Raw genomic sequence first — 17,133 nt, 5'->3', positions numbered from 1 at the left:
CGCGGCGCGCGCGCCCGTGGTTCAGCCGGCTTTGTGCGCCTGCGCGTCCAGCGCGAAGCAGCGGTCCGGGCGCGGCTGCGGCGGATTGAAGTTGACCGGCACCTGGATGGTCCACGGCACTGCCTGGCCGTTGCGGGTGGCGGGTTTGAACGTCCAGCCGCGCACGGCCTCCTGCGCCGAGGCGTCCAGCTTGGCCTGGCCGCTGCCGGTGACCACGGCCACCTCGGTCGGCTTGCCCTGCACGCCGACCACCACCTTCAGCACCACCGTGCCGCCGAGTCCGGCGCAGGCCACGTCGATCGGGTAGTCCGGCGGCGGCGTCTTCACCGCGGCGACCTCGGTCGGCGGCTGGGCCACGGTGTGTTGCTGCGATTGTTGGGATTGGCCGCAGGCGCTGAGCAGCACGGCGCTCAGGCAGGCCAGGGGGAACAGACGACGGGCGGCGACGGTAGCGATCATCGGGATCATTCCGAAAGGGCGGAGGCCTTGGCGGCGCAGATGAAGTCGTTTTCGCTGAGGCCACCGACGTCGTGGGTGGAATAGCGCACCACCACGCGGTCGTAGTGCACGCCCAGGTCGGGGTGATGGTCCTCGCGGTGCGCGATCCAGGCCAGCGCGTTGACGAAGGCCAGGGTGCGGTAATAGTCGGGGAAGCGGAAGGTGCGGCTGATCGCGTTGCCGTTCTCGACGACTTCCCACCCGGGCACCTGCGGCAGCAGTTCGGCCAGGCGCGCCTGGGTCAGTTTGTACTCGCTGCCCTTGCAGGGCGAGCAGTGGGCCTGGGCGAGCGGGATCAGGTCGTTCATGGAGAGTCTCTGCGGTGGAACGGACAGGGCCGATCAACATACCGCCCGCGATGAGCGCAGGGCGTGGAAGGGTCTAGAATACCCGCATGATCCAGATCTCAGACAACGCACAGGCCCATTTCCGCAAGTTGCTCGAACGCGAGGCCGTGCCCGGCATGGGCGTGCGCCTGAGCGCGGTCGATGCCGGCACCCCGCGTGCCGATGCGCGGCTGGAGTTCGCCGAGCCGGCGGACCTGGCCGGCGACGAGTGGGCGATCGACTGCGCCGGCTTCACCTTGTACGTGGCGGCCGATAGCGTCGCCTGGCTCGACGGCGCGGAAATCGACTACGTCACCCAGGGCACCGGCCAGCAGCTCACCATCAAGGCGCCGAAGATCAAGGGCGAAGCACCGGGCGAAGCCGCCTCGCTGGTGGAGCGGGTGCGCTGGGTGGTGGAGAACGAGGTCAATCCGCAACTGGCCCAGCACGGCGGCCGCGTGGCGGTGCAGGAAGTGTCCGCCGATGGCGTGGTGCTGCTGCGCTTCGGCGGCGGCTGCCACGGCTGCGGCATGGCCGACGTGACCTTGAAGCAGGGCATCGAGAAGACGCTGATGGGCCGGGTGCCGGGGGTGACCGCGGTGCGCGACGCCACCGACCACGACAGCGGCAGCGCTCCCTACATTCCGCGCGATTCGGCCGCCTGACGTCCCGCTGCCGGTGACGCGCGCCACCGACATCCTTGATGTGTTGTTGGCGCGCACGCCGCGCAAGCTGCTGCGCGACCGCCGCAGCGGCCTGCCATACGCATGGGCGCACTGGATCGCGGCGCAACCTGCCGTGCCGCGGCCGTTCGCCGCCCCGGAGCTGATTGCGGCGATGCCGCCGGCGCAGCCGCCGGTGACCACGCGTCTGCCGGCCTTGCCGCTGTGGCAGGCGTTCCGCCGCCTGTGGTGGCAGCACTGGGATCCGGCGCCGTACGACCAGCGCTGGTGGCGGCGCATCGCCGTGCTGCTGAGCCTGCTGCTGCATCTGCTGTTCGCCATCTTCCTGCTGTGGGTGGCGTTTGTACGCTGGCTGCCGCCGCGCACCGATGCGGACGCCGCCGGCCGCGTGCAGGTGGAATTCGTCGGCCGCGGCACGCCCGCCGAGAGCGGTGGCGGGGCGCCGGCCGAGGCGGCCGCGTCCACGGAGGCGACGTCGCCGATCCCGCCGCGTGCGCAGCGCGCCGCGTCCGCGCGGCCGCGCCCGACGCCGCCAGCCGCTGCTGCACCTGCACCTGCACCGGCCGCGGAGCCGACCCCGACAGTGCCGGCGCCCGCGCCGACCACGGCCAGTGCGCCACCACCGCCACCGGCGGAGCAGCTACTGCAGGTGACCGAAACGCCGACGCCCACGCGCGACTTCGTGCTGCCGCCGCCACCGAGCGTGCGTGTCCCGGTGCCCACACCGCGCGCGGTCGTGCCGCCCGACGTGCAGGTGCCGGTGCGCGAGGTCGAGGTGGTCACCGACGTGCCGACCGTGGCGCAGTTGCGTCCGCGCGACATCGCGGTGCCGCGCCCCGCCGCACCGCAGGTGCAGGTGCGCGAACGCGAGGTGCCGGCCCCGCTGCCGCAGGTGCAGGTTCCGGCACCACAGCTGCGCACGCCGGCGCCGACGCCGGTGCTGCGCAGCGCCGAGGTGCCGCAGGTGCGGCAGATCGAAGTCCCGACGCCGCGCACCGATACGGCCACCGCGAGTGCGCCTGCACCGATGCCGGCGGCCGCCCCGGTCGCCAGCCCGGAGGCGGCACCGGCCAGCGCGCCGACCGCGCAGCCGGCAGCGGCCGCCTCGGTCGCCGCCACCGCCAGCGGCACCGCCAAGCCGGCGGCACCCGCGCTCGGCACCGCGCCGCCCGGCAGCCAGGCCACGGCTCCGGGCAGCGGCCCGGCGCCGGTCGCCCGCGATGGCGGCTGGGCCACGCCGCAGCGCGGCGACGACTGGGGCGCGGCCGCGCGCAACCGCCCCGGCGATGCCGGGGCCGGCGCCAGCAAGGGCAGTGGCCTGTTCAATGCCGACGGCAGCGTGCGCCTGGCCGAGGGGCGCGGCAACGAGCAGGCGCCGGCGCGCAGCGCGCCCGGTTCCGAGACCGACACCTGGACGCGCGAGCGCATCGAAAAGGCCGGCGAGTGGCTCAAGCGTCCGCCGTACGACTACACGCCGACCTCGTTCGACAAGTACTGGCTGCCGAACGCGACGCTGCTGGAAGAGTGGGTGCGGCGCGGCATCAAGTCGGTGAAGATCCCGATTCCCGGCACCGGCAGCAGCATTTCCTGCGTGATCTCGATCCTGCAGGTCGGCGGTGGCTGCAGCATCACCGACCCCAATCTCAACGAGCAGCCGGCCGGCGCGCGGCCGCCGCCGAACGTGCCGTTCAAGCGTGAGTTGCAGGAAGACAACGGCAGCCGCTGAGCGGCGGTGCACCGGCCCAGCGCAACATGAGGTGCCTCCAATCGCCTGCTTTCAGCACACGTGAGCCGGATGCAGCTTGCCCTGTGTGGGAGCGGCGTCAGAGCACTTTTCTAATAACGCCGGGACGGCTCCTGTAGGAGCGGCTTCAGCCGCGACGGGCCTCTCCGGGAAGGCCAGTCGCGGCTGAAGCCGCTCCCACAAGGCGTGCGCATCCGGCGTGCTTGTGGCGGAAGCAGGTTGTCTTTGGGCCTTCGCGATGAGGACGCGTCGCGGCGAAAGGGCACCTTCAATCACCTGCCGCGCATCGTGCTGTGTCTTAGGAGCGGCTTCAGCCGCGACGGATTTGCGGGAAAGCCCAGTCGCGGCTGAAGCCGCTCCTACGCGTGTGCCTAGACGTTTCCCGCGGCGGCATCGGCCAAGATGCTTTTCGTGTGCATCAAGAGCCGCTGAGACGTGATGCCGGACGCATGGATAGGGCTGGAATGCGGTCGCGCAGCAAGTAAAAGCGGCGATGCGATGGCCACGCGTCGACCGTGGCGCCTCGGGGTCACGCCGTGCGCCCTTGCGTCGCTCGTGTTGGGCGCAGCGTGGTACAGGCGACAGCGCACGTCATCCAACGCTGCACCTGAGCCTTCAGGCCTCGCCCGCTCAGTTCACACCGTGCAAATCGCGCAACTGGCTGCTGCGCGAGCCGAAGTAGGCGGCCAGGTCGGCGATGTCCTGGTCGCTCAGTTGCGCCGCCTGCGGGCTCATCAGCGGATGCGTGCGGGTACCGCCGCGGTAGGCCTGCAGCGCATGCGCGAGATAGTCGCCGTACTGGCCGCCGAGCTTGGGGTAGGTCGGGTCGATCGGCGCGTTGCCGTCGGCGCCGTGGCAGTCGATGCAGCTCTGCCCGGTGGCCTTGCCCTTGGCGTGGGCCAGTTTGTCGCCGGCGTCGATGCGCCCGCCGGGCAGGCCGGCGGAGGAGCCGGACCCGTGCTCGCCGCTGGCGTGGCCCGGGTCGCCGGCGGATTTACTGTTGGATTCCACCTGCGATTGCGAACAGGCCCCCAGGCACAGGGCGGCAAGCAGGACGAGGGCGGGACGCAAGGCGTGCGCGGCGTTCGGCATGGGAGGCCTACTTGAGGGTGGACAGGAAAGCGGCGATGTCGGCGATCTCCTGGTCGGAGAAGCTTTCCGCCTGGGCCTGCATGGTCGGATGCTTGCGCTTGCCGAGCCGGTATTCGGTCAGCGCCTGGGTCAGGTACTGCGCCGACTGCCCACCGATCTTGGGGATGCGGTAGCTGGGATAGGCGTTCTTGTAGCCGGTGACGCCGTGGCAGCCCTGGCAGGTGTAGGTGAGCACCCGGCCGTTGGCGGCGTTGCCCTGAATGGGGGCGGGTGCCGCGGCAGCGGCGGCGGGAGCGGCGGGTGCCGGCGCGGTCTGCGCCATGGCCGGGGCGGCCCCAACAGAAACGAGTACGGCCAGAGCAAAACAAGCGGCTAGCGACTGCGTGCGCATGGTTTCGTGGTCCGGAGGACGGATTGGGGTTCCGGCGTGGGGGAACACGGAACGGCCCGAGTATAGCCTCACCTTTCGCGGCTCCGAAACTGGCCGTCGCGGCGGACCCGTGACCTTTGGGGCATTCGGCGTGGTGTCGACTGGTGATCTACTTATCTACAACACCATTTACGCCATCCACCGGGGATACGACGATGACGCGACCGCTTCCGCGCCGCACTGCCACTTGCGCTGCCGCGCTGCTGGTCACCACCACGCTGCTGCTCGGCGGCTGCAAGCCGGCGGCCGAGGCCAAGGCCAAGGCGGCCGACAGCGAGAAGGCGCCGGAGGCGGTGCCGGTGGAAGTGGCCGCGGCCAGCCGCCGTGCGGTGGCGGCCAGCTACAGCGGCACCGCGGCGCTGGAGGCCCGCGCCGAATCGCAGGTGGTCGCCAAGACCTCCGGCGTGGCCCTGGCGGTGCTGGCCGAGGAAGGCCAGCAGGTGCGCGCCGGGCAGCCGCTGGTGCGGCTGGACCCGGACCGCGCGCGGCTGGCGCTGGCGCAGAGCGAGGCGCAGTTGCGCAAGCTGGAGAACAACTACCGCCGCTCGCAACAGCTGGTGGGCCAGCAACTGGTCAGCGCGGCCGACGTCGACCAGATCAAGTACGACCTGGCCAACGTGCGCGCGCAGCACCAACTGGCCTCGCTGGAGCTGTCCTACGCGACGGTGGTGGCGCCGATCTCCGGGGTGATCGCCTCGCGCTCGATCAAGACCGGCAACTTCGTGCAGATCAACACGCCGATCTTCCGCATCGTCGACGACTCGCGCCTGGAAGCCACGCTCAACGTGCCCGAGCGCGAACTGGCCACGCTCAAGACCGGGCAACCGGTGACCCTGCTGGCCGACGCGCTGCCGGGCAAGCAGTTCCGTGGCCGGGTCGACCGCATCGCGCCGGTGGTGGATGCCGGCAGCGGCACCTTCCGCGTGGTCTGTGCCTTCGACGAAGGAGCGGAGGCGCTGCAGCCGGGCATGTTCGGCCGCATCCGCATCGATTACGACCAGCGCGCCGATGCGCTGGTGGTGCCGCGCCTGGCGCTGCTCGACGATGGCGAGCCGGCGGTGTTCCGCGTGGTCGCCGGCAAGGTCGCGCGGGTGCCGGTGACGCTGGGCTATGCCGAAGGGCCGTGGGTGGAGATCCGCCAGGGCCTGCAGGCCGGCGACCAGGTGGTCACCGCCGGCAAGGTCGCGCTGCGCGACGGCAGCCGCGTGCAGGTGATCGCGCCGCAGCGCGCGGTCGCCGACGCCGCGCCCGCCACCGCCGCCGGAGCGCGCTGATGCACGGCGCCGGTCCCGACCCGCACGCACCGCCTGCGCCCGCTGCGCACGGCGGCGGCCTGGTCGAATTCGCCACCCGCCGCCGCGTGACCATCGCGATGATCACGCTGACCATGCTGCTGTTCGGCGCGATCGCGCTGCACGGGCTCAAGGTCAACCTGCTGCCGGACCTGAGCTATCCGACCCTGACCGTGCGCACCGAATACGCCGGCGCCGCGCCGTCGGAGATCGAGACGCTGGTGACCGAGCCGGTGGAAGAGGCGGTCGGCGTGGTCAAGAACCTGCGCAAGCTCAAGTCGGTGTCGCGCACCGGGCAGAGCGACGTGGTGCTGGAGTTCGCCTGGGGCACCAACATGGACCAGGCCAGCCTGGAGGTGCGCGACAAGATGGAAGCGCTGTCGCTGCCGCTGGAGGCCAAGGCGCCGGTGCTGCTGCGCTTCAATCCCTCCACCCAGCCGATCATGCGCCTGGTGCTGTCGAGCAGGACCGCCGCGCACAGCGACGCCGAGGCCGTGCGCGCGCTGACCCAGTTGCGCCGCTATGCCGACGAGGACCTGAAGAAGAAGCTGGAGCCGGTGGCGGGCGTGGCCGCGGTCAAGGTCGGCGGTGGCCTGGAGGACGAGATCCAGGTCGACATCGACCAGCAGCGGCTGGCGCAGCTCAACATGCCGATCGACACGGTGATCGCGCGGCTCAAGGACGAGAACGTCAATCTTTCCGGCGGGCGCCTGGAGCAGGGCACGCAGCGCTACCTGGTGCGCACCGTCAACCAGTTCGCTGACCTGGACGAGATCCGCAATCTGTTGCTGACCACCCAGGGCGCCGGCGGCAACGCCGCCGACGCGGCGCTGCAGCAGATGTACGCGATCGCCGCCTCCACCGGCTCGGAAGCCGCGATCGCGGCCGCGTCGGCGGCGCAGAGCGCGACCTCCAGCACGACCACCACGGTCGCTGGCGGTCTGCCGATCCGGCTCAAGGACGTGGCGCAGGTGCGGCAGGGCTACAAGGAGCGCGAGGCGATCATCCGCCTGGGCGGCAAGGAAGCGGTGGAACTGGCCATCTACAAGGAAGGCGACGCCAACACCGTGGCCACCGCGGCGGCGCTGCGCCAGCGTCTGGAGCAATTGCAGGCGCAGATTCCCGCCGACGCCGAGTTGACCACGCTGGAAGACCAGTCGCGCTTCATCGAGCACGCCATCGGCGACGTCAAGAAGGATGCGGTGATCGGCGGCCTGCTGGCGATCCTGATCATCTTCCTGTTCCTGCGCGACGGCTGGAGCACCTTCGTGATCGGCCTGTCGCTGCCGGTGTCGATCGTGACCACCTTCTTCTTCATGGGCCAGCTCGGGCTGAGCCTCAACGTGATGTCGCTGGGTGGGCTGGCGTTGGCCACCGGCCTGGTGGTGGACGACTCGATCGTGGTGCTGGAAAGCATTGCCAAGGCGCGCGAGCGCGGCCTGAGCGTGCTCGATGCGGCGATCGTCGGCACCCGCGAGGTGGGTATGGCCGTGGTCGCCTCGACCCTGACCACGATCGCGGTCTTCCTGCCGCTGGTGTTCGTGGAAGGCGTGGCCGGGCAACTGTTCCGCGACCAGGCGCTGACCGTGGCGATCGCCATCGCGATCTCGCTGGTGGTGTCGATGACCCTGATCCCGATGCTCAGCTCGCTCAGAGGCCGTGCGCCGCTGGCGTTCCCGGTGGAGCCGGCGGCACCGCGCTGGCAGCCGCAGCGCGGCTGGCTCAAGCCGCTGGCCTGGAGCCGGCGCGGCGCCGGGGCGGCGGTGCGCGGCATGTGCTTCGGCGTGGCCTGGTTGTGCGTGCGGCTGTGGCGCGGCGCGGTGGCGATGGTCGCGCCGGTAATGCGCAAGGCCAGCGACCTGGCAATGGCGCCGTACGCGCTGGCCGAGCGTGGCTACCTGCGGTTGCTGCCCGGCGCGCTGGCGCGTCCGGGCTGGGTGCTGGGGCTGGCGGCGCTGGCGTTTGCCGCGACCCTGGCGGTGGCGCCGCTGCTCGGCGCCGACCTGATCCCGCAGCTGGCGCAGGACCGCTTCGAGATGACCGTGAAGCTGCCGGCCGGCACGCCGCTGCGGCAGACCGACGCGCTGGTGCGCGAGTTGCAGGAAGCGCACGGCAAGGACGCCGGCGTGCAGGCGCTGTACGGGGTCAGCGGCAGCGGCACCCGGCTCGACGCCAACCCCACCGAGAGCGGCGAGAACATCGGCAAGCTGACCATCGCCATGGCCGGCGGCGGCAGTGCGCAGTTCGAGGCGCAGCAGAGCGAGCGCATGCGCGCGACGATGCGCAACCACCCGGGCGTGCAGGTCGGTTTCAGTCGGCCCGAACTGTTCAGTTTCTCCACGCCGCTGGAGATCGAACTGCGCGGCCAGGACCTGCAGACCATCCAGCACGCTGGGCAGAAGCTAGCGGCGCTGCTGCGTGGCAATGGCCACTTCGCCGACGTCAAGTCCACGGTGGAGGAGGGCTTCCCCGAGATCCAGATCCGCTTCGACCAGGAACGCGCCGGGGCGCTGGGCCTGACCACCCGGCAGATCGCCGACGTGGTGGTGAAGAAGGTGCGCGGCGACGTCGCCACCCGCTACAGCTTCCGCGACCGCAAGATCGACGTGCTGGTGCGCGCGCAGCAGAGCGACCGCGCCAGCGTCGACAGCATCCGCCGGCTGATCGTCAATCCGGGCAGCAGCCGGCCGGTGACCCTGGACGCGGTCGCCGACGTGGTCGCCACCACAGGCCCCAGCGAGATCCACCGCGCCGACCAGATCCGCGTGGCGATCGTCTCGGCCAACCTGCGCGACATCGACCTGGGCGGTGCGGTGCGCGAGGTGGGCGAGATGGTGGCGCGCGATCCGCTGGGCGCCGGTGTCGGCATGCACATCGGCGGGCAGGGCGAGGAACTGGCGCAGTCGGCGCGCTCGCTGCTGTTCGCGTTCGGCCTGGCGGTGTTCCTGGTGTACCTGGTGATGGCCTCGCAGTTCGAATCGCTGCTGCACCCGTTCGTCATCCTGTTCACCATCCCGCTGGCGCTGGTCGGCGCGGTGCTGGCGCTGCTGCTGACCGGCAAGCCGGTGTCGGTGGTGGTGTTCATCGGCCTGATCCTGCTGGTGGGCCTGGTGACCAAGAACGCGATCATCCTGATCGACAAGGTCAACCAGTTGCGCGAGGAGGGTGTGGCCAAGCGCGCGGCCTTGATCGAAGGCGCGCGCTCGCGGCTGCGGCCGATCGTGATGACCACGCTGTGCACGCTGTTCGGCTTCCTGCCGCTGGCGATCGCCAGCGGCGAGGGCGCCGAGGTGCGCGCGCCGATGGCGATCACCGTGATCGGCGGGCTGCTGGTGTCCACGCTGCTGACTCTGCTGGTGATTCCGGTGGTCTACGACCGCCTGGATCGCCGCGCCGATGCGTACTACGCCGAACGCGGGCGGCGCGCGCGGCAACGCGAGCACGGCGAGCGGCGCCTGCAGGACGGCGAGGGCGCACCGGCATGAGCGTCGCCGAGTTCAGCATCCGCCGTCCGGTCACCACCATCATGTGCTTCGTGTCGCTGGTGGTGGTCGGGCTGATTGCCGCCTTCCGCCTGCCGCTGGAGGCCTTGCCGGACATCTCCGCGCCGTTCCTGTTCGTGCAGTTGCCGTACACCGGCTCGACCCCGGACGAGGTCGAGCGCAACCTGGTGCGGCCGACCGAGGAAGCGCTGGCGACGATGACCGGGATCAAGCGCATGCGCTCGACCGCCACCGCCGATGGCGCCAACATCTTCATCGAGTTCTCCGACTGGGACCGCGACATCGCCATCGCCGCCTCCGACGCGCGCGAGCGCATCGACGCGATCCGCGCCGACCTGCCGGCGGACCTGCGGCGCTACAACGTGTTCAAGTGGTCCAGCAGCGACCAGCCGGTGCTGAAGGTGCGGCTGGCCGGCGCGGCCGACCTGACCGGCGCGTACGACATGCTCGACCGCGAGTTCAAGCGCCGCCTGGAGCGCATTCCCGGGGTGGCCAAGGTCGAGGTGTCGGGCGCGCCGCCGAACGAGGTCGAGATCGCCATCGCCCCGGACCGGCTCAGCGCGCACAACCTCAGCCTCAACCAACTCAGCGAGCGCCTGGGCAAGCTCAACTTCTCGCTCTCGGCCGGGCAGATCGACGACAACGGCCAGCGCCTGCGGGTGCAGCCGGTCGGTGAACTGCGCGACCTGCAGGAGCTGCGCGACCTGGTCATCGACGCCAAGGGCCTGCGCCTGGGCGACATCGCGCAGGTGCGGCTGAAACCGACCCGGATGAGCTACGGCCGGCGCCTGGACGGGCGCCCGGCGGTGGGCCTGGACGTGTTCAAGGAGCGCAGCGCCAACCTGGTGGAGGTGTCGCGCGCGTTGCTGGCCGAGGTCGAGCAGATCCGCAAGCAGCCGGCGCTGAGCGACGTGCAGGTCAAGGTCATCGACAACCAGGGCAAGGCGGTGACCTCCTCGCTGGCGGAGCTGGCCGAGGCCGGTGCGGTCGGCCTGCTGCTGTCGGTGACGGTGCTGTTCTTCTTCCTGCGGCACTGGCCGTCGACGCTGATGGTGACCCTGGCGATCCCGATCTGCTTCGCCATCACCCTGGGCTTCATGTACTTCGCCGGGGTCACCCTCAACATCCTGACCATGATGGGCCTGCTGCTGGCGGTGGGCATGCTGGTGGACAACGCCGTGGTGGTGGTGGAGAGCATCTACCAGGAGCGCGAGCGCATGCCCGACCAGCCGCAGCGCGCCTCCATCGTCGGCACCCGCAACGTCGCCATCGCGCTGTCGGCCGGCACACTGTGCCATTGCATCGTGTTCGTGCCCAACCTGTTCGGCGAGACCAACAACATCAGCATCTTCATGTCGCAGATCGCCATCACCATCTCGGTGTCGCTGCTGGCGTCGTGGCTGGTGGCGGTGAGCCTGATCCCGATGCTGTCGGCGCGCATGCGCACCCCGGCGCTGGTGCATTCCCCGCATGGGTTGATCCCGCGCCTGCAGCGCCGCTACGCGCGGGTGCTGGCGTGGTCGCTGGCGCACCGCGGCTGGAGCGTCTGCGCGATCGTGCTGATCAGCGCGCTGAGCGTCATCCCGATGATGCAGACCAAGAAGGACATGTTCGGCGGCGACGGCGGCGAGCAGGTCTTCATCGGCTACCAGTGGAAGGGCGCCTACACCCGCGAGCAGATGGCAGAGGAAGTGACCCGGCTGGAACGCTTCATCGATGCGCGGCGTGCGCAGTACCACGTGACCCAGGTGTATTCCTGGTTCAGCGAGGAGGAAGGCAGCAGCACCACGCTGACGGTGGACCTGAAGCAGGTCCGCGATCTGCCGGCCCTGATGGAACGCATCCGCAAGGAACTGCCGCGCTCGGCGCGGGTGGATTTCCACGTCGGCAACAGCAACGGCGGCGATGGCGGCAACGGCGGCGGGCAGACCGTGCAGGTGCAACTGGTCGGCGATTCCACCGAGGCGCTGCGCGCGCTCGCCGACGACGTGGTGCCGGTGCTGGCGCGGCGCAAGGAACTGCGCGACGTGCGCGTGGACAGCGGCGACCGCAGCACCGAGCTGGCGGTGCGGGTGGACCGCGAGCGCGCCGCCGCGTTCGGCTTCAGTGCCGAACAGGTCGCCAGTTTCGTCGGCCTGGCGCTGCGTGGCGCGTCGCTGCGCGAGTTCCGCCACGGCGACAACGAAGTACCGGTGTGGGTGCGCTTCGCCGGTGCCGAGCAGACCACGCCGGAGGATCTGGACAGCTTCAACGTGCGCACCCAGGACGGGCGCAGCGTGCCGCTGCTGAGCCTGGTCGATGCGCAGCCGCGCGCGGCCGCCACCCAGATCGCCCGGACCAACCGGCAGACCACACTGACCATCACCGCCAACCTCGGCGCCAAGGTGACCGCGCCGGAAGCCAAGCAGGCGATCGAGGACACGCTCAAGGCGGTCAGCTTCCCGGTCGGCTACCGCTACAGCTTCGACGGCGTGGAAGGCCAGGACGACGACCAGGCCAGCAAGCAGATGCTGTTCAACCTGTTGATCGCGCTGCTGATGATCTACGTGGTGATGGCCGCGGTGTTCGAATCGCTGCTGTTCCCGGCGGCGATCATGAGCGGCGTGCTGTTCTCGGTGTTCGGCGTGTTCTGGCTGTTCTGGATCACCGGCACGAGCTTCGGGATCATGGCCTTCATCGGCATCCTGGTGCTGATGGGCGTGGTGGTGAACAACGGCATCGTGATGATCGAGCACATCAACAATCTGCGCCGGCGCGGCCTGGGCCGTACCGAGGCATTGATCGAAGGCTCGCGCGAGCGCCTGCGGCCGATCATGATGACCATGGGCACGGCGATCCTGGCGATGGTGCCGATCTCGTTGACCACCACGCAGATGTTCGGCGACGGTCCGGCCTACTACCCGATGGCGCGTGCGATTGCCGGCGGCCTGGCGTTCTCGACCGTGGTCAGCCTGCTGTTCCTGCCGACCATCTACGCGATCCTGGACGATCTCAGCAATGGTGTGGCGGGCTTGGTGCGGCGTGCGCGTGGTATCGCCGCACCACAAGCCGCATGAGCGTTTCGTAGGAGCGGCTTCAGCCGCGACAGGCGCCTCAGGGAGCGCCGGTCGCGGCTGAAGCCGCTCCCACGAGATCAATGCCTTCGGCTGTTCAACCCGCCAGCTTGCCGAAGATGCGGAAGCCGGCCAGCCACACGCCGAGCATGCTGCCCAGGTTGGTCAGCAGGAAGGTCAGCACCACCCGCGAGACGCGGTTGCGGTACCAGCCGCGCAGGTTCTGCGCGTCGTCGCGCAGCGCCAGGAAGTCGCCGTAGGCCGGCTTGCGCATGTGCACTTCGACCAGGGCGCTGAACGCACCGGCCGGCACGCCGGGGCGGAACGGCTTCAGCGGCGCGGCGATGGCGCCGGCGATCACGCTCAGCGGATGGCCGCCGGCGAGGATGCAGCCCAGCCCGGCCAGGCCGCCGGTGAACAGCACCCACTGCAGCAACAGGTCGGTGCCCAGCGCGAAGCCGCCGTGCCAGTAGCCCCAGGCCACGCCGCCCAGCACCAGTGCGGTCAGGGTCAGGGTGATCCACGGCACCTTCTTCTTGGTCGGCACGTCTTCCAGTGCCTTGCGCAGCGTCGCCGGGTCGTCCTGGTCGCCCTGCAGGTGCCGCGCCAGGCCGGCCAGGTGGCCGGCGCCGACCACCGCCAGCACCTCGCGCACGCCGGCGCCGGTGGCACCGTCCAGCGGCTCGGCGTTGTCGGGCAGCGGCAGCGCGCGCTGCTGCGCCTGTTCCTCGCGCAGGCGTGTGGCCATGTAGCGGTCGCGTTCGGCGATGATGGTTTCGTACAGCGCCGGGCTCTCGCTGGCGAAGTCGCCGAAGCTGGCTTCGAGCATGTCGCCCTGCTTGAGCTTCTCGATCTCCGCCTCGCCGACCTCGTCGGAGGCGAACAGGCCGCCGAGCAGGCCGCTGGCCAGCTTCAGCTTGCCGAAGAAGCCGAGCCGGCTGGAGGCGCGCTTGAAGGTCAGGCCCACTTCGCGGTCGATCAGGTACACCGGCAACTGCCGTTCGCGCGCCAGCAGCACCGCACGCTTGAGCTCGGCGCCGGGCTCGATGCCCAGTTGCTCGGCCAGGCGCCGCTGGTAGGCGGCCAGCGCCAGGTTGGCGGCGAACAGGGCCACGCGGCCCTTGCGGATCACCTGCACCAGGTCCAGCTTGGTCAGCGCGTCCGGATCGGTCAGCGCCTGCAGGCGTTGCGGATCCAGTTCCACCGCCACCGCATCGAAGCGGCCGCTGCCGATCGCCCGTTCCACGGCGGCAACGCTGGCCAGGGATACGTGCGCGGTGCCGAGCAGGGTGTAGCGGATGCCGTCGCGTTCGACGATGCGGTACGGCTGGCCGTCGAACAGCGCGTCGTCGCCATCGGCCTGGGAAAGTGCGTTCATTGCGTTACTCATCGGAGGGTGCCTCGTCGGCACCGGGGCCCAGCGGGCGTTGCATCTGCAGGGTGTCCAGCCAGCGCCCGTGCTTGCGGCCGAGTCCGCGGAATACGCCGACCGGTACGAAGCCGAAACGCTGGTGCAGGCGAATCGAGGCGTGATTGTCTGGATCGCCGATCACCGCGACCATCTGTCGAAAGCCGCGCGCCTCGCAGACGGCAATCAGTGCTTGCAGCAGGACCGAACCGACGCCGCGGCCGTGCAGCGCCGGATCCACATAGACCGTGTTCTCCACGGTCCAGCGATACGCCGCGCGCGGCCGGTAGCTGCTGGCGTAGGCATAGCCGGCCAGACGACCATCGCTGGTGTGCGCGACCAGATAGGGATAGCCCTGCGCAGTCACGCCCTGCATCCGCCGCAGCATCTCGGCCTGGTCGGGTGCCTGTTCCTCGTACGTGTTGACGTGGTGGCGCACCTGGTCGGCATAGAGCGCGGCGATCGCGGGCACATCCGCGGCCTCGGCCGCACGTAGCTGCAGGTCGTCCAAAGCGGCGTGACTCAGTCGATGTAGCGCTTCAGCAGGTCGCCGTAGGCATCGATGCGACGGTCGCGCAGGAACGGCCAGATCCGCCGCACGTGCTCGCTGCGCTGCAGGTCCACGTCGCACACCAGCACGGTCGGCTCGCCACCGGCCTCGGCGATGAACTCGCCCTGCGGGCCGAGCACGTGGCTGTTGCCCCAGAACTGGATGCCCGACGCGCCCAGCGGCGAGGGCTCGTGGCCGACCCGGTTGCAGCTCAGCACCGGCACGCCGTTGGCTACCGCGTGGCCGCGATGGCTGAGGATCCAGGCGTCGCGCTGGCGTTCCTGCTCGGCCTGTTCGTCGTTGGGGTCCCAGCCGATCGCGGTGGGATACAGCAGCAGCTCGGCGCCGGCCAGCGCCATCAGTCGCGCCGCTTCCGGGTACCACTGGTCCCAGCACACCAGCACGCCGAGGCGGCCGACCGAGGTCTGGATCGGGGTGAAGCCCAAGTCGCCCGGGGTGAAGTAGAACTTCTCGTAGAAGCCCGGATCGTCGGGGATGTGCATCTTGCGGTACTTGCCCAGCAGGCTGCCGTCCTTTTCGAACACCACCGCGGTGTTGTGGTACAGGCCGGCGGCGCGGCGCTCGAATAGCGAGCCGACCAGGACCACGCCATGGCGCTTGGCCAGGGCGCCCAGGCGCTCGGTGCTGGGGCCGGGAATCGGCTCGGCCAGGTCGAATTCGTCCACCGACTCGTGCTGGCAGAAGTACGCGCCGTTGTGCAGTTCCTGCAGCAGCACCAGCTGCGCGCCCTGCGCGGCGGCCTCGGCCACACGCGATTCGATCGCTGCCAGGTTCGCCGCGGCGTCGCCGTGGTTGCGCTCCTGGATCAGCGCGACGGAAAGAGTGGTTCGGGTCATTGCGGAATCAAGGTTCGCGGTAAACCGGCATGGTAGCGCGGATGGCCGCGCGGCAGGTTCCGGGGAGATGAATCCCGCGCCGCGCGTGGCGGCGGCACGGGTGGGGTCGGCGCCGCGCCGGCGTGCGGCGCAGGTGCGGCGGCTCAGTCCGCCAGCAGGCCGGCCGGCAACTGCATGGTGATGCAGTGCAGGCTGCCGTTCTGCCAGATCAGCGCGCGGCAGGGGATCGGCACGATCTCGTGCTGCGGGAAGGCCTGCGCCATCACCGCCTGTGCCTGCGCATCGGCCGCGTCGCCGTAGGCCGGCATCAGCACCGCGCCGTTGACGATCAGGAAGTTGGCGTAGGACGCGGCCAGGCGTCGGCCGTCGTCGATCACCGGCTGCGCCCACGGCAGCGGGAACAGCCGATAGGGTGCGCCGTCGGCGGTACGCAACGCAGCCAGTTCGGCACCCATCGCCTGCAGCTCGGCGTAGTGCGAATCGCCGGCGTCGTCGCAGGCCTGGTAGACGATCGCGTCGGTGCTGGCGAAGCGGGCCAGGGTGTCGATGTGCGCGTCGGTGTCGTCGCCTTCCAGGTAGCCGTGGTCCAGCCACAGCACGCGCTGCTGCGCCAGCCAGTCGGCCAGGTCGTGGCTGAGCGATTCGCGGCTGCGCTGCGGATGCCGCTCGTGCAGGCACTGCCAGGTGGTCAGCAGGGTGCCGGCGCCGTCGCAGTCGATGGCACCGCCTTCCAGGGCGAAATCGATGCGGCGCACGTCGCTGTCGGCGAACAGCCCTTGGTCGGCCAGCACGCTCACCAACTGGTCGTCGCGGCCGGCCTGGAACTTGCCGCCCCAGCCGGTGAAGCGGAAATCCAGCAACTGGAAGCCGCCGCCGGCGCGCGCCAGGGTGATCGGGCCGGAGTCGCGCAGCCAGGTGTCGTCGTACTCGGCCTCGACGAAGCGTACCCGCTGCATGTCCACCCGCGCCGAGCGCAGCCGCGCCTCGGCATAGATCTGCAGGTCGGCATCGGCCACGCAGATCAACACCCGCTGGAAGCGCACGATCGCCGCGACCAGGGCGATGTAGGTCTCCTCGACCTCGGCCAGGCGCTCGGCCCAGTCGGTGCCGGCATGCGGCCAGGCGATCAGGATGGCGGACTGGGGCTCCCATTCCGCGGGAAGGCGAAGACGATCAGACATTGCGACCACTGCTCACGTGCTGCCAGGCCGAAGCCGGCTGTTATTTACGTCCCCGCACAGGGATGTGCGGGCTCTTGCGACGGATTCGCCTACATCGGGCGCTTGCGTGCGACCCGTCTCAACGGATCGCCGGCTTCGGGCCGTTCTCGTTGGCGTCGGCCTTGTTGGCGACCACGTCCACCACCTTCTGCTTCTCGAAGTACACGGTGAAGGCCGGATAGACCCAGCGGTTGATGGTCGGCCACTGCCGCTTCTGGCCGCCGCGCGGCTCCAGCTTCTGCTGCGGGGCGCCGTAGCGCGCCTGCACCTGGGCCATGCTCAGGCCACGCGTGGGCAGCGCCGCCGCGGGTTCCTCCTTGACCCGATCGACCAGCAGGGTCTCGGCGTGGGCGCCGCCGGCCAGGCCCAACACGGCCAGCAGCGGCAGGACGGACAGACGATGCTTCATCACGTGTACTCCCCAGAGGACGAACGCCGATTACAGCAAACTTCGGCAACAAAAAACCGCCCGAAGGC

Annotated in this window: 14 protein-coding genes; 5 read left to right on the top strand and 9 right to left on the bottom strand. The window is 70.2% G+C overall.

The window, feature by feature from the left end; translation table 11 throughout:
• Positions 1-21: 21 nt before the first annotated feature.
• Positions 22-459 carry an energy transducer TonB gene (locus M3U25_RS06600; protein WP_355497162.1) on the bottom strand — a complete coding sequence of 146 codons (438 nt, stop codon included), beginning with the start codon at positions 457-459 and terminating at the stop codon, positions 22-24.
• A 5-nt stretch (positions 460-464) separates the two neighbouring features.
• A complete protein-coding gene (locus M3U25_RS06595) occupies positions 465-806 on the bottom strand; it encodes a 4a-hydroxytetrahydrobiopterin dehydratase (protein WP_019798438.1) in 342 nt (113 codons plus the stop codon).
• A gap of 86 nt (positions 807-892) precedes the next feature.
• Here M3U25_RS06595 and M3U25_RS06590 point away from each other — a divergent pair, with 86 nt between their 5' ends.
• Entirely contained in the window at positions 893-1,489 is a 597-nt protein-coding gene (locus tag M3U25_RS06590; RefSeq protein ID WP_019800223.1) for an NfuA family Fe-S biogenesis protein, read from the top strand.
• 13 nt (positions 1,490-1,502) lie between these two features.
• Positions 1,503-3,233: a hypothetical protein gene (locus M3U25_RS06585; RefSeq protein ID WP_355497167.1), complete on the top strand. Its 1,731-nt coding sequence runs from the start codon at positions 1,503-1,505 to the stop codon at positions 3,231-3,233.
• 648 nt (positions 3,234-3,881) lie between these two features.
• On the opposite strand, the gene M3U25_RS06580 is transcribed toward M3U25_RS06585, so the two are convergent.
• Complete coding sequence (locus M3U25_RS06580) at positions 3,882-4,343, bottom strand: cytochrome c (RefSeq protein WP_355497170.1); 462 nt, start codon at positions 4,341-4,343, stop codon at positions 3,882-3,884.
• 7 nt (positions 4,344-4,350) lie between these two features.
• Positions 4,351-4,734, bottom strand: coding sequence for a cytochrome c (locus M3U25_RS06575; RefSeq protein WP_355497172.1), 384 nt, complete (start codon positions 4,732-4,734; stop codon positions 4,351-4,353).
• 194 nt (positions 4,735-4,928) lie between these two features.
• Here M3U25_RS06575 and M3U25_RS06570 point away from each other — a divergent pair, with 194 nt between their 5' ends.
• The 3 genes from M3U25_RS06570 to M3U25_RS06560 are packed head-to-tail and all read left to right on the top strand — an operon-like array spanning position 4,929 to position 12,624.
• Positions 4,929-6,047: an efflux RND transporter periplasmic adaptor subunit gene (locus M3U25_RS06570; protein ID WP_355497175.1), complete on the top strand. Its 1,119-nt coding sequence runs from the start codon at positions 4,929-4,931 to the stop codon at positions 6,045-6,047.
• Complete coding sequence (locus M3U25_RS06565; RefSeq protein WP_355497178.1) at positions 6,047-9,550, top strand: efflux RND transporter permease subunit; 3,504 nt, start codon at positions 6,047-6,049, stop codon at positions 9,548-9,550. Before M3U25_RS06570 ends, M3U25_RS06565 begins: the two co-directional genes overlap by 1 nt.
• Positions 9,547-12,624: an efflux RND transporter permease subunit gene (locus M3U25_RS06560; protein ID WP_355497181.1), complete on the top strand. Its 3,078-nt coding sequence runs from the start codon at positions 9,547-9,549 to the stop codon at positions 12,622-12,624. Before M3U25_RS06565 ends, M3U25_RS06560 begins: the two co-directional genes overlap by 4 nt.
• Before the next feature lie 94 nt (positions 12,625-12,718).
• On the opposite strand, the gene M3U25_RS06555 is transcribed toward M3U25_RS06560, so the two are convergent.
• From M3U25_RS06555 to M3U25_RS06535, 5 genes are all read right to left on the bottom strand, one after another.
• The gene (locus tag M3U25_RS06555) at positions 12,719-13,999 is read right to left on the bottom strand and encodes a TraB/GumN family protein (protein ID WP_242158996.1); all 1,281 of its coding nucleotides are present in this window, start codon (positions 13,997-13,999) and stop codon (positions 12,719-12,721) included.
• 4 nt (positions 14,000-14,003) lie between these two features.
• Positions 14,004-14,540, bottom strand: a complete 537-nt coding sequence (locus M3U25_RS06550; RefSeq protein WP_355497185.1) for an N-acetyltransferase family protein — start codon at positions 14,538-14,540, stop codon at positions 14,004-14,006.
• 11 nt (positions 14,541-14,551) lie between these two features.
• On the bottom strand, positions 14,552-15,436 hold the full coding sequence (locus M3U25_RS06545; RefSeq protein ID WP_160969924.1) for a carbon-nitrogen hydrolase: 885 nt from the start codon (positions 15,434-15,436) through the stop codon (positions 14,552-14,554).
• Between the two features lie 143 nt (positions 15,437-15,579).
• Positions 15,580-16,617: an agmatine deiminase family protein gene (locus tag M3U25_RS06540; protein ID WP_355497189.1), complete on the bottom strand. Its 1,038-nt coding sequence runs from the start codon at positions 16,615-16,617 to the stop codon at positions 15,580-15,582.
• Positions 16,618-16,735: 118 nt separating this feature from the next.
• A complete protein-coding gene (locus tag M3U25_RS06535; RefSeq protein ID WP_355497192.1) occupies positions 16,736-17,065 on the bottom strand; it encodes a hypothetical protein in 330 nt (109 codons plus the stop codon).
• Between the last annotated feature and the right edge of the window lie 68 nt (positions 17,066-17,133).

It is taken from the genome of Xanthomonas sp. PPL134 (assembly GCF_040595915.1).
In the GTDB taxonomy this organism is placed as follows: Bacteria; Pseudomonadota; Gammaproteobacteria; order Xanthomonadales; family Xanthomonadaceae; genus Xanthomonas_A; species Xanthomonas_A indica.
Note: the sequence above shows the minus strand (reverse complement) of the source record. Positions and strands in the feature narration are given on the sequence as shown.

Coding starts and splice junctions, on each gene's coding strand:
- M3U25_RS06545 (WP_160969924.1), bottom strand. CDS start 15,436: ATGACCCGAACCACTCTTTCCGTCGCGCTGATCCAGGAGCGCAACCAC.
- M3U25_RS06580 (WP_355497170.1), bottom strand. CDS start 4,343: ATGCCGAACGCCGCGCACGCCTTGCGTCCCGCCCTCGTCCTGCTTGCC.
- M3U25_RS06565 (WP_355497178.1), top strand. CDS start 6,047: ATGCACGGCGCCGGTCCCGACCCGCACGCACCGCCTGCGCCCGCTGCG.
- M3U25_RS06570 (WP_355497175.1), top strand. CDS start 4,929: ATGACGCGACCGCTTCCGCGCCGCACTGCCACTTGCGCTGCCGCGCTG.
- M3U25_RS06575 (WP_355497172.1), bottom strand. CDS start 4,734: ATGCGCACGCAGTCGCTAGCCGCTTGTTTTGCTCTGGCCGTACTCGTT.
- M3U25_RS06535 (WP_355497192.1), bottom strand. CDS start 17,065: ATGAAGCATCGTCTGTCCGTCCTGCCGCTGCTGGCCGTGTTGGGCCTG.
- M3U25_RS06540 (WP_355497189.1), bottom strand. CDS start 16,617: ATGTCTGATCGTCTTCGCCTTCCCGCGGAATGGGAGCCCCAGTCCGCC.
- M3U25_RS06560 (WP_355497181.1), top strand. CDS start 9,547: ATGAGCGTCGCCGAGTTCAGCATCCGCCGTCCGGTCACCACCATCATG.
- M3U25_RS06590 (WP_019800223.1), top strand. CDS start 893: ATGATCCAGATCTCAGACAACGCACAGGCCCATTTCCGCAAGTTGCTC.
- M3U25_RS06555 (WP_242158996.1), bottom strand. CDS start 13,999: ATGAACGCACTTTCCCAGGCCGATGGCGACGACGCGCTGTTCGACGGC.
- M3U25_RS06595 (WP_019798438.1), bottom strand. CDS start 806: ATGAACGACCTGATCCCGCTCGCCCAGGCCCACTGCTCGCCCTGCAAG.
- M3U25_RS06600 (WP_355497162.1), bottom strand. CDS start 459: ATGATCGCTACCGTCGCCGCCCGTCGTCTGTTCCCCCTGGCCTGCCTG.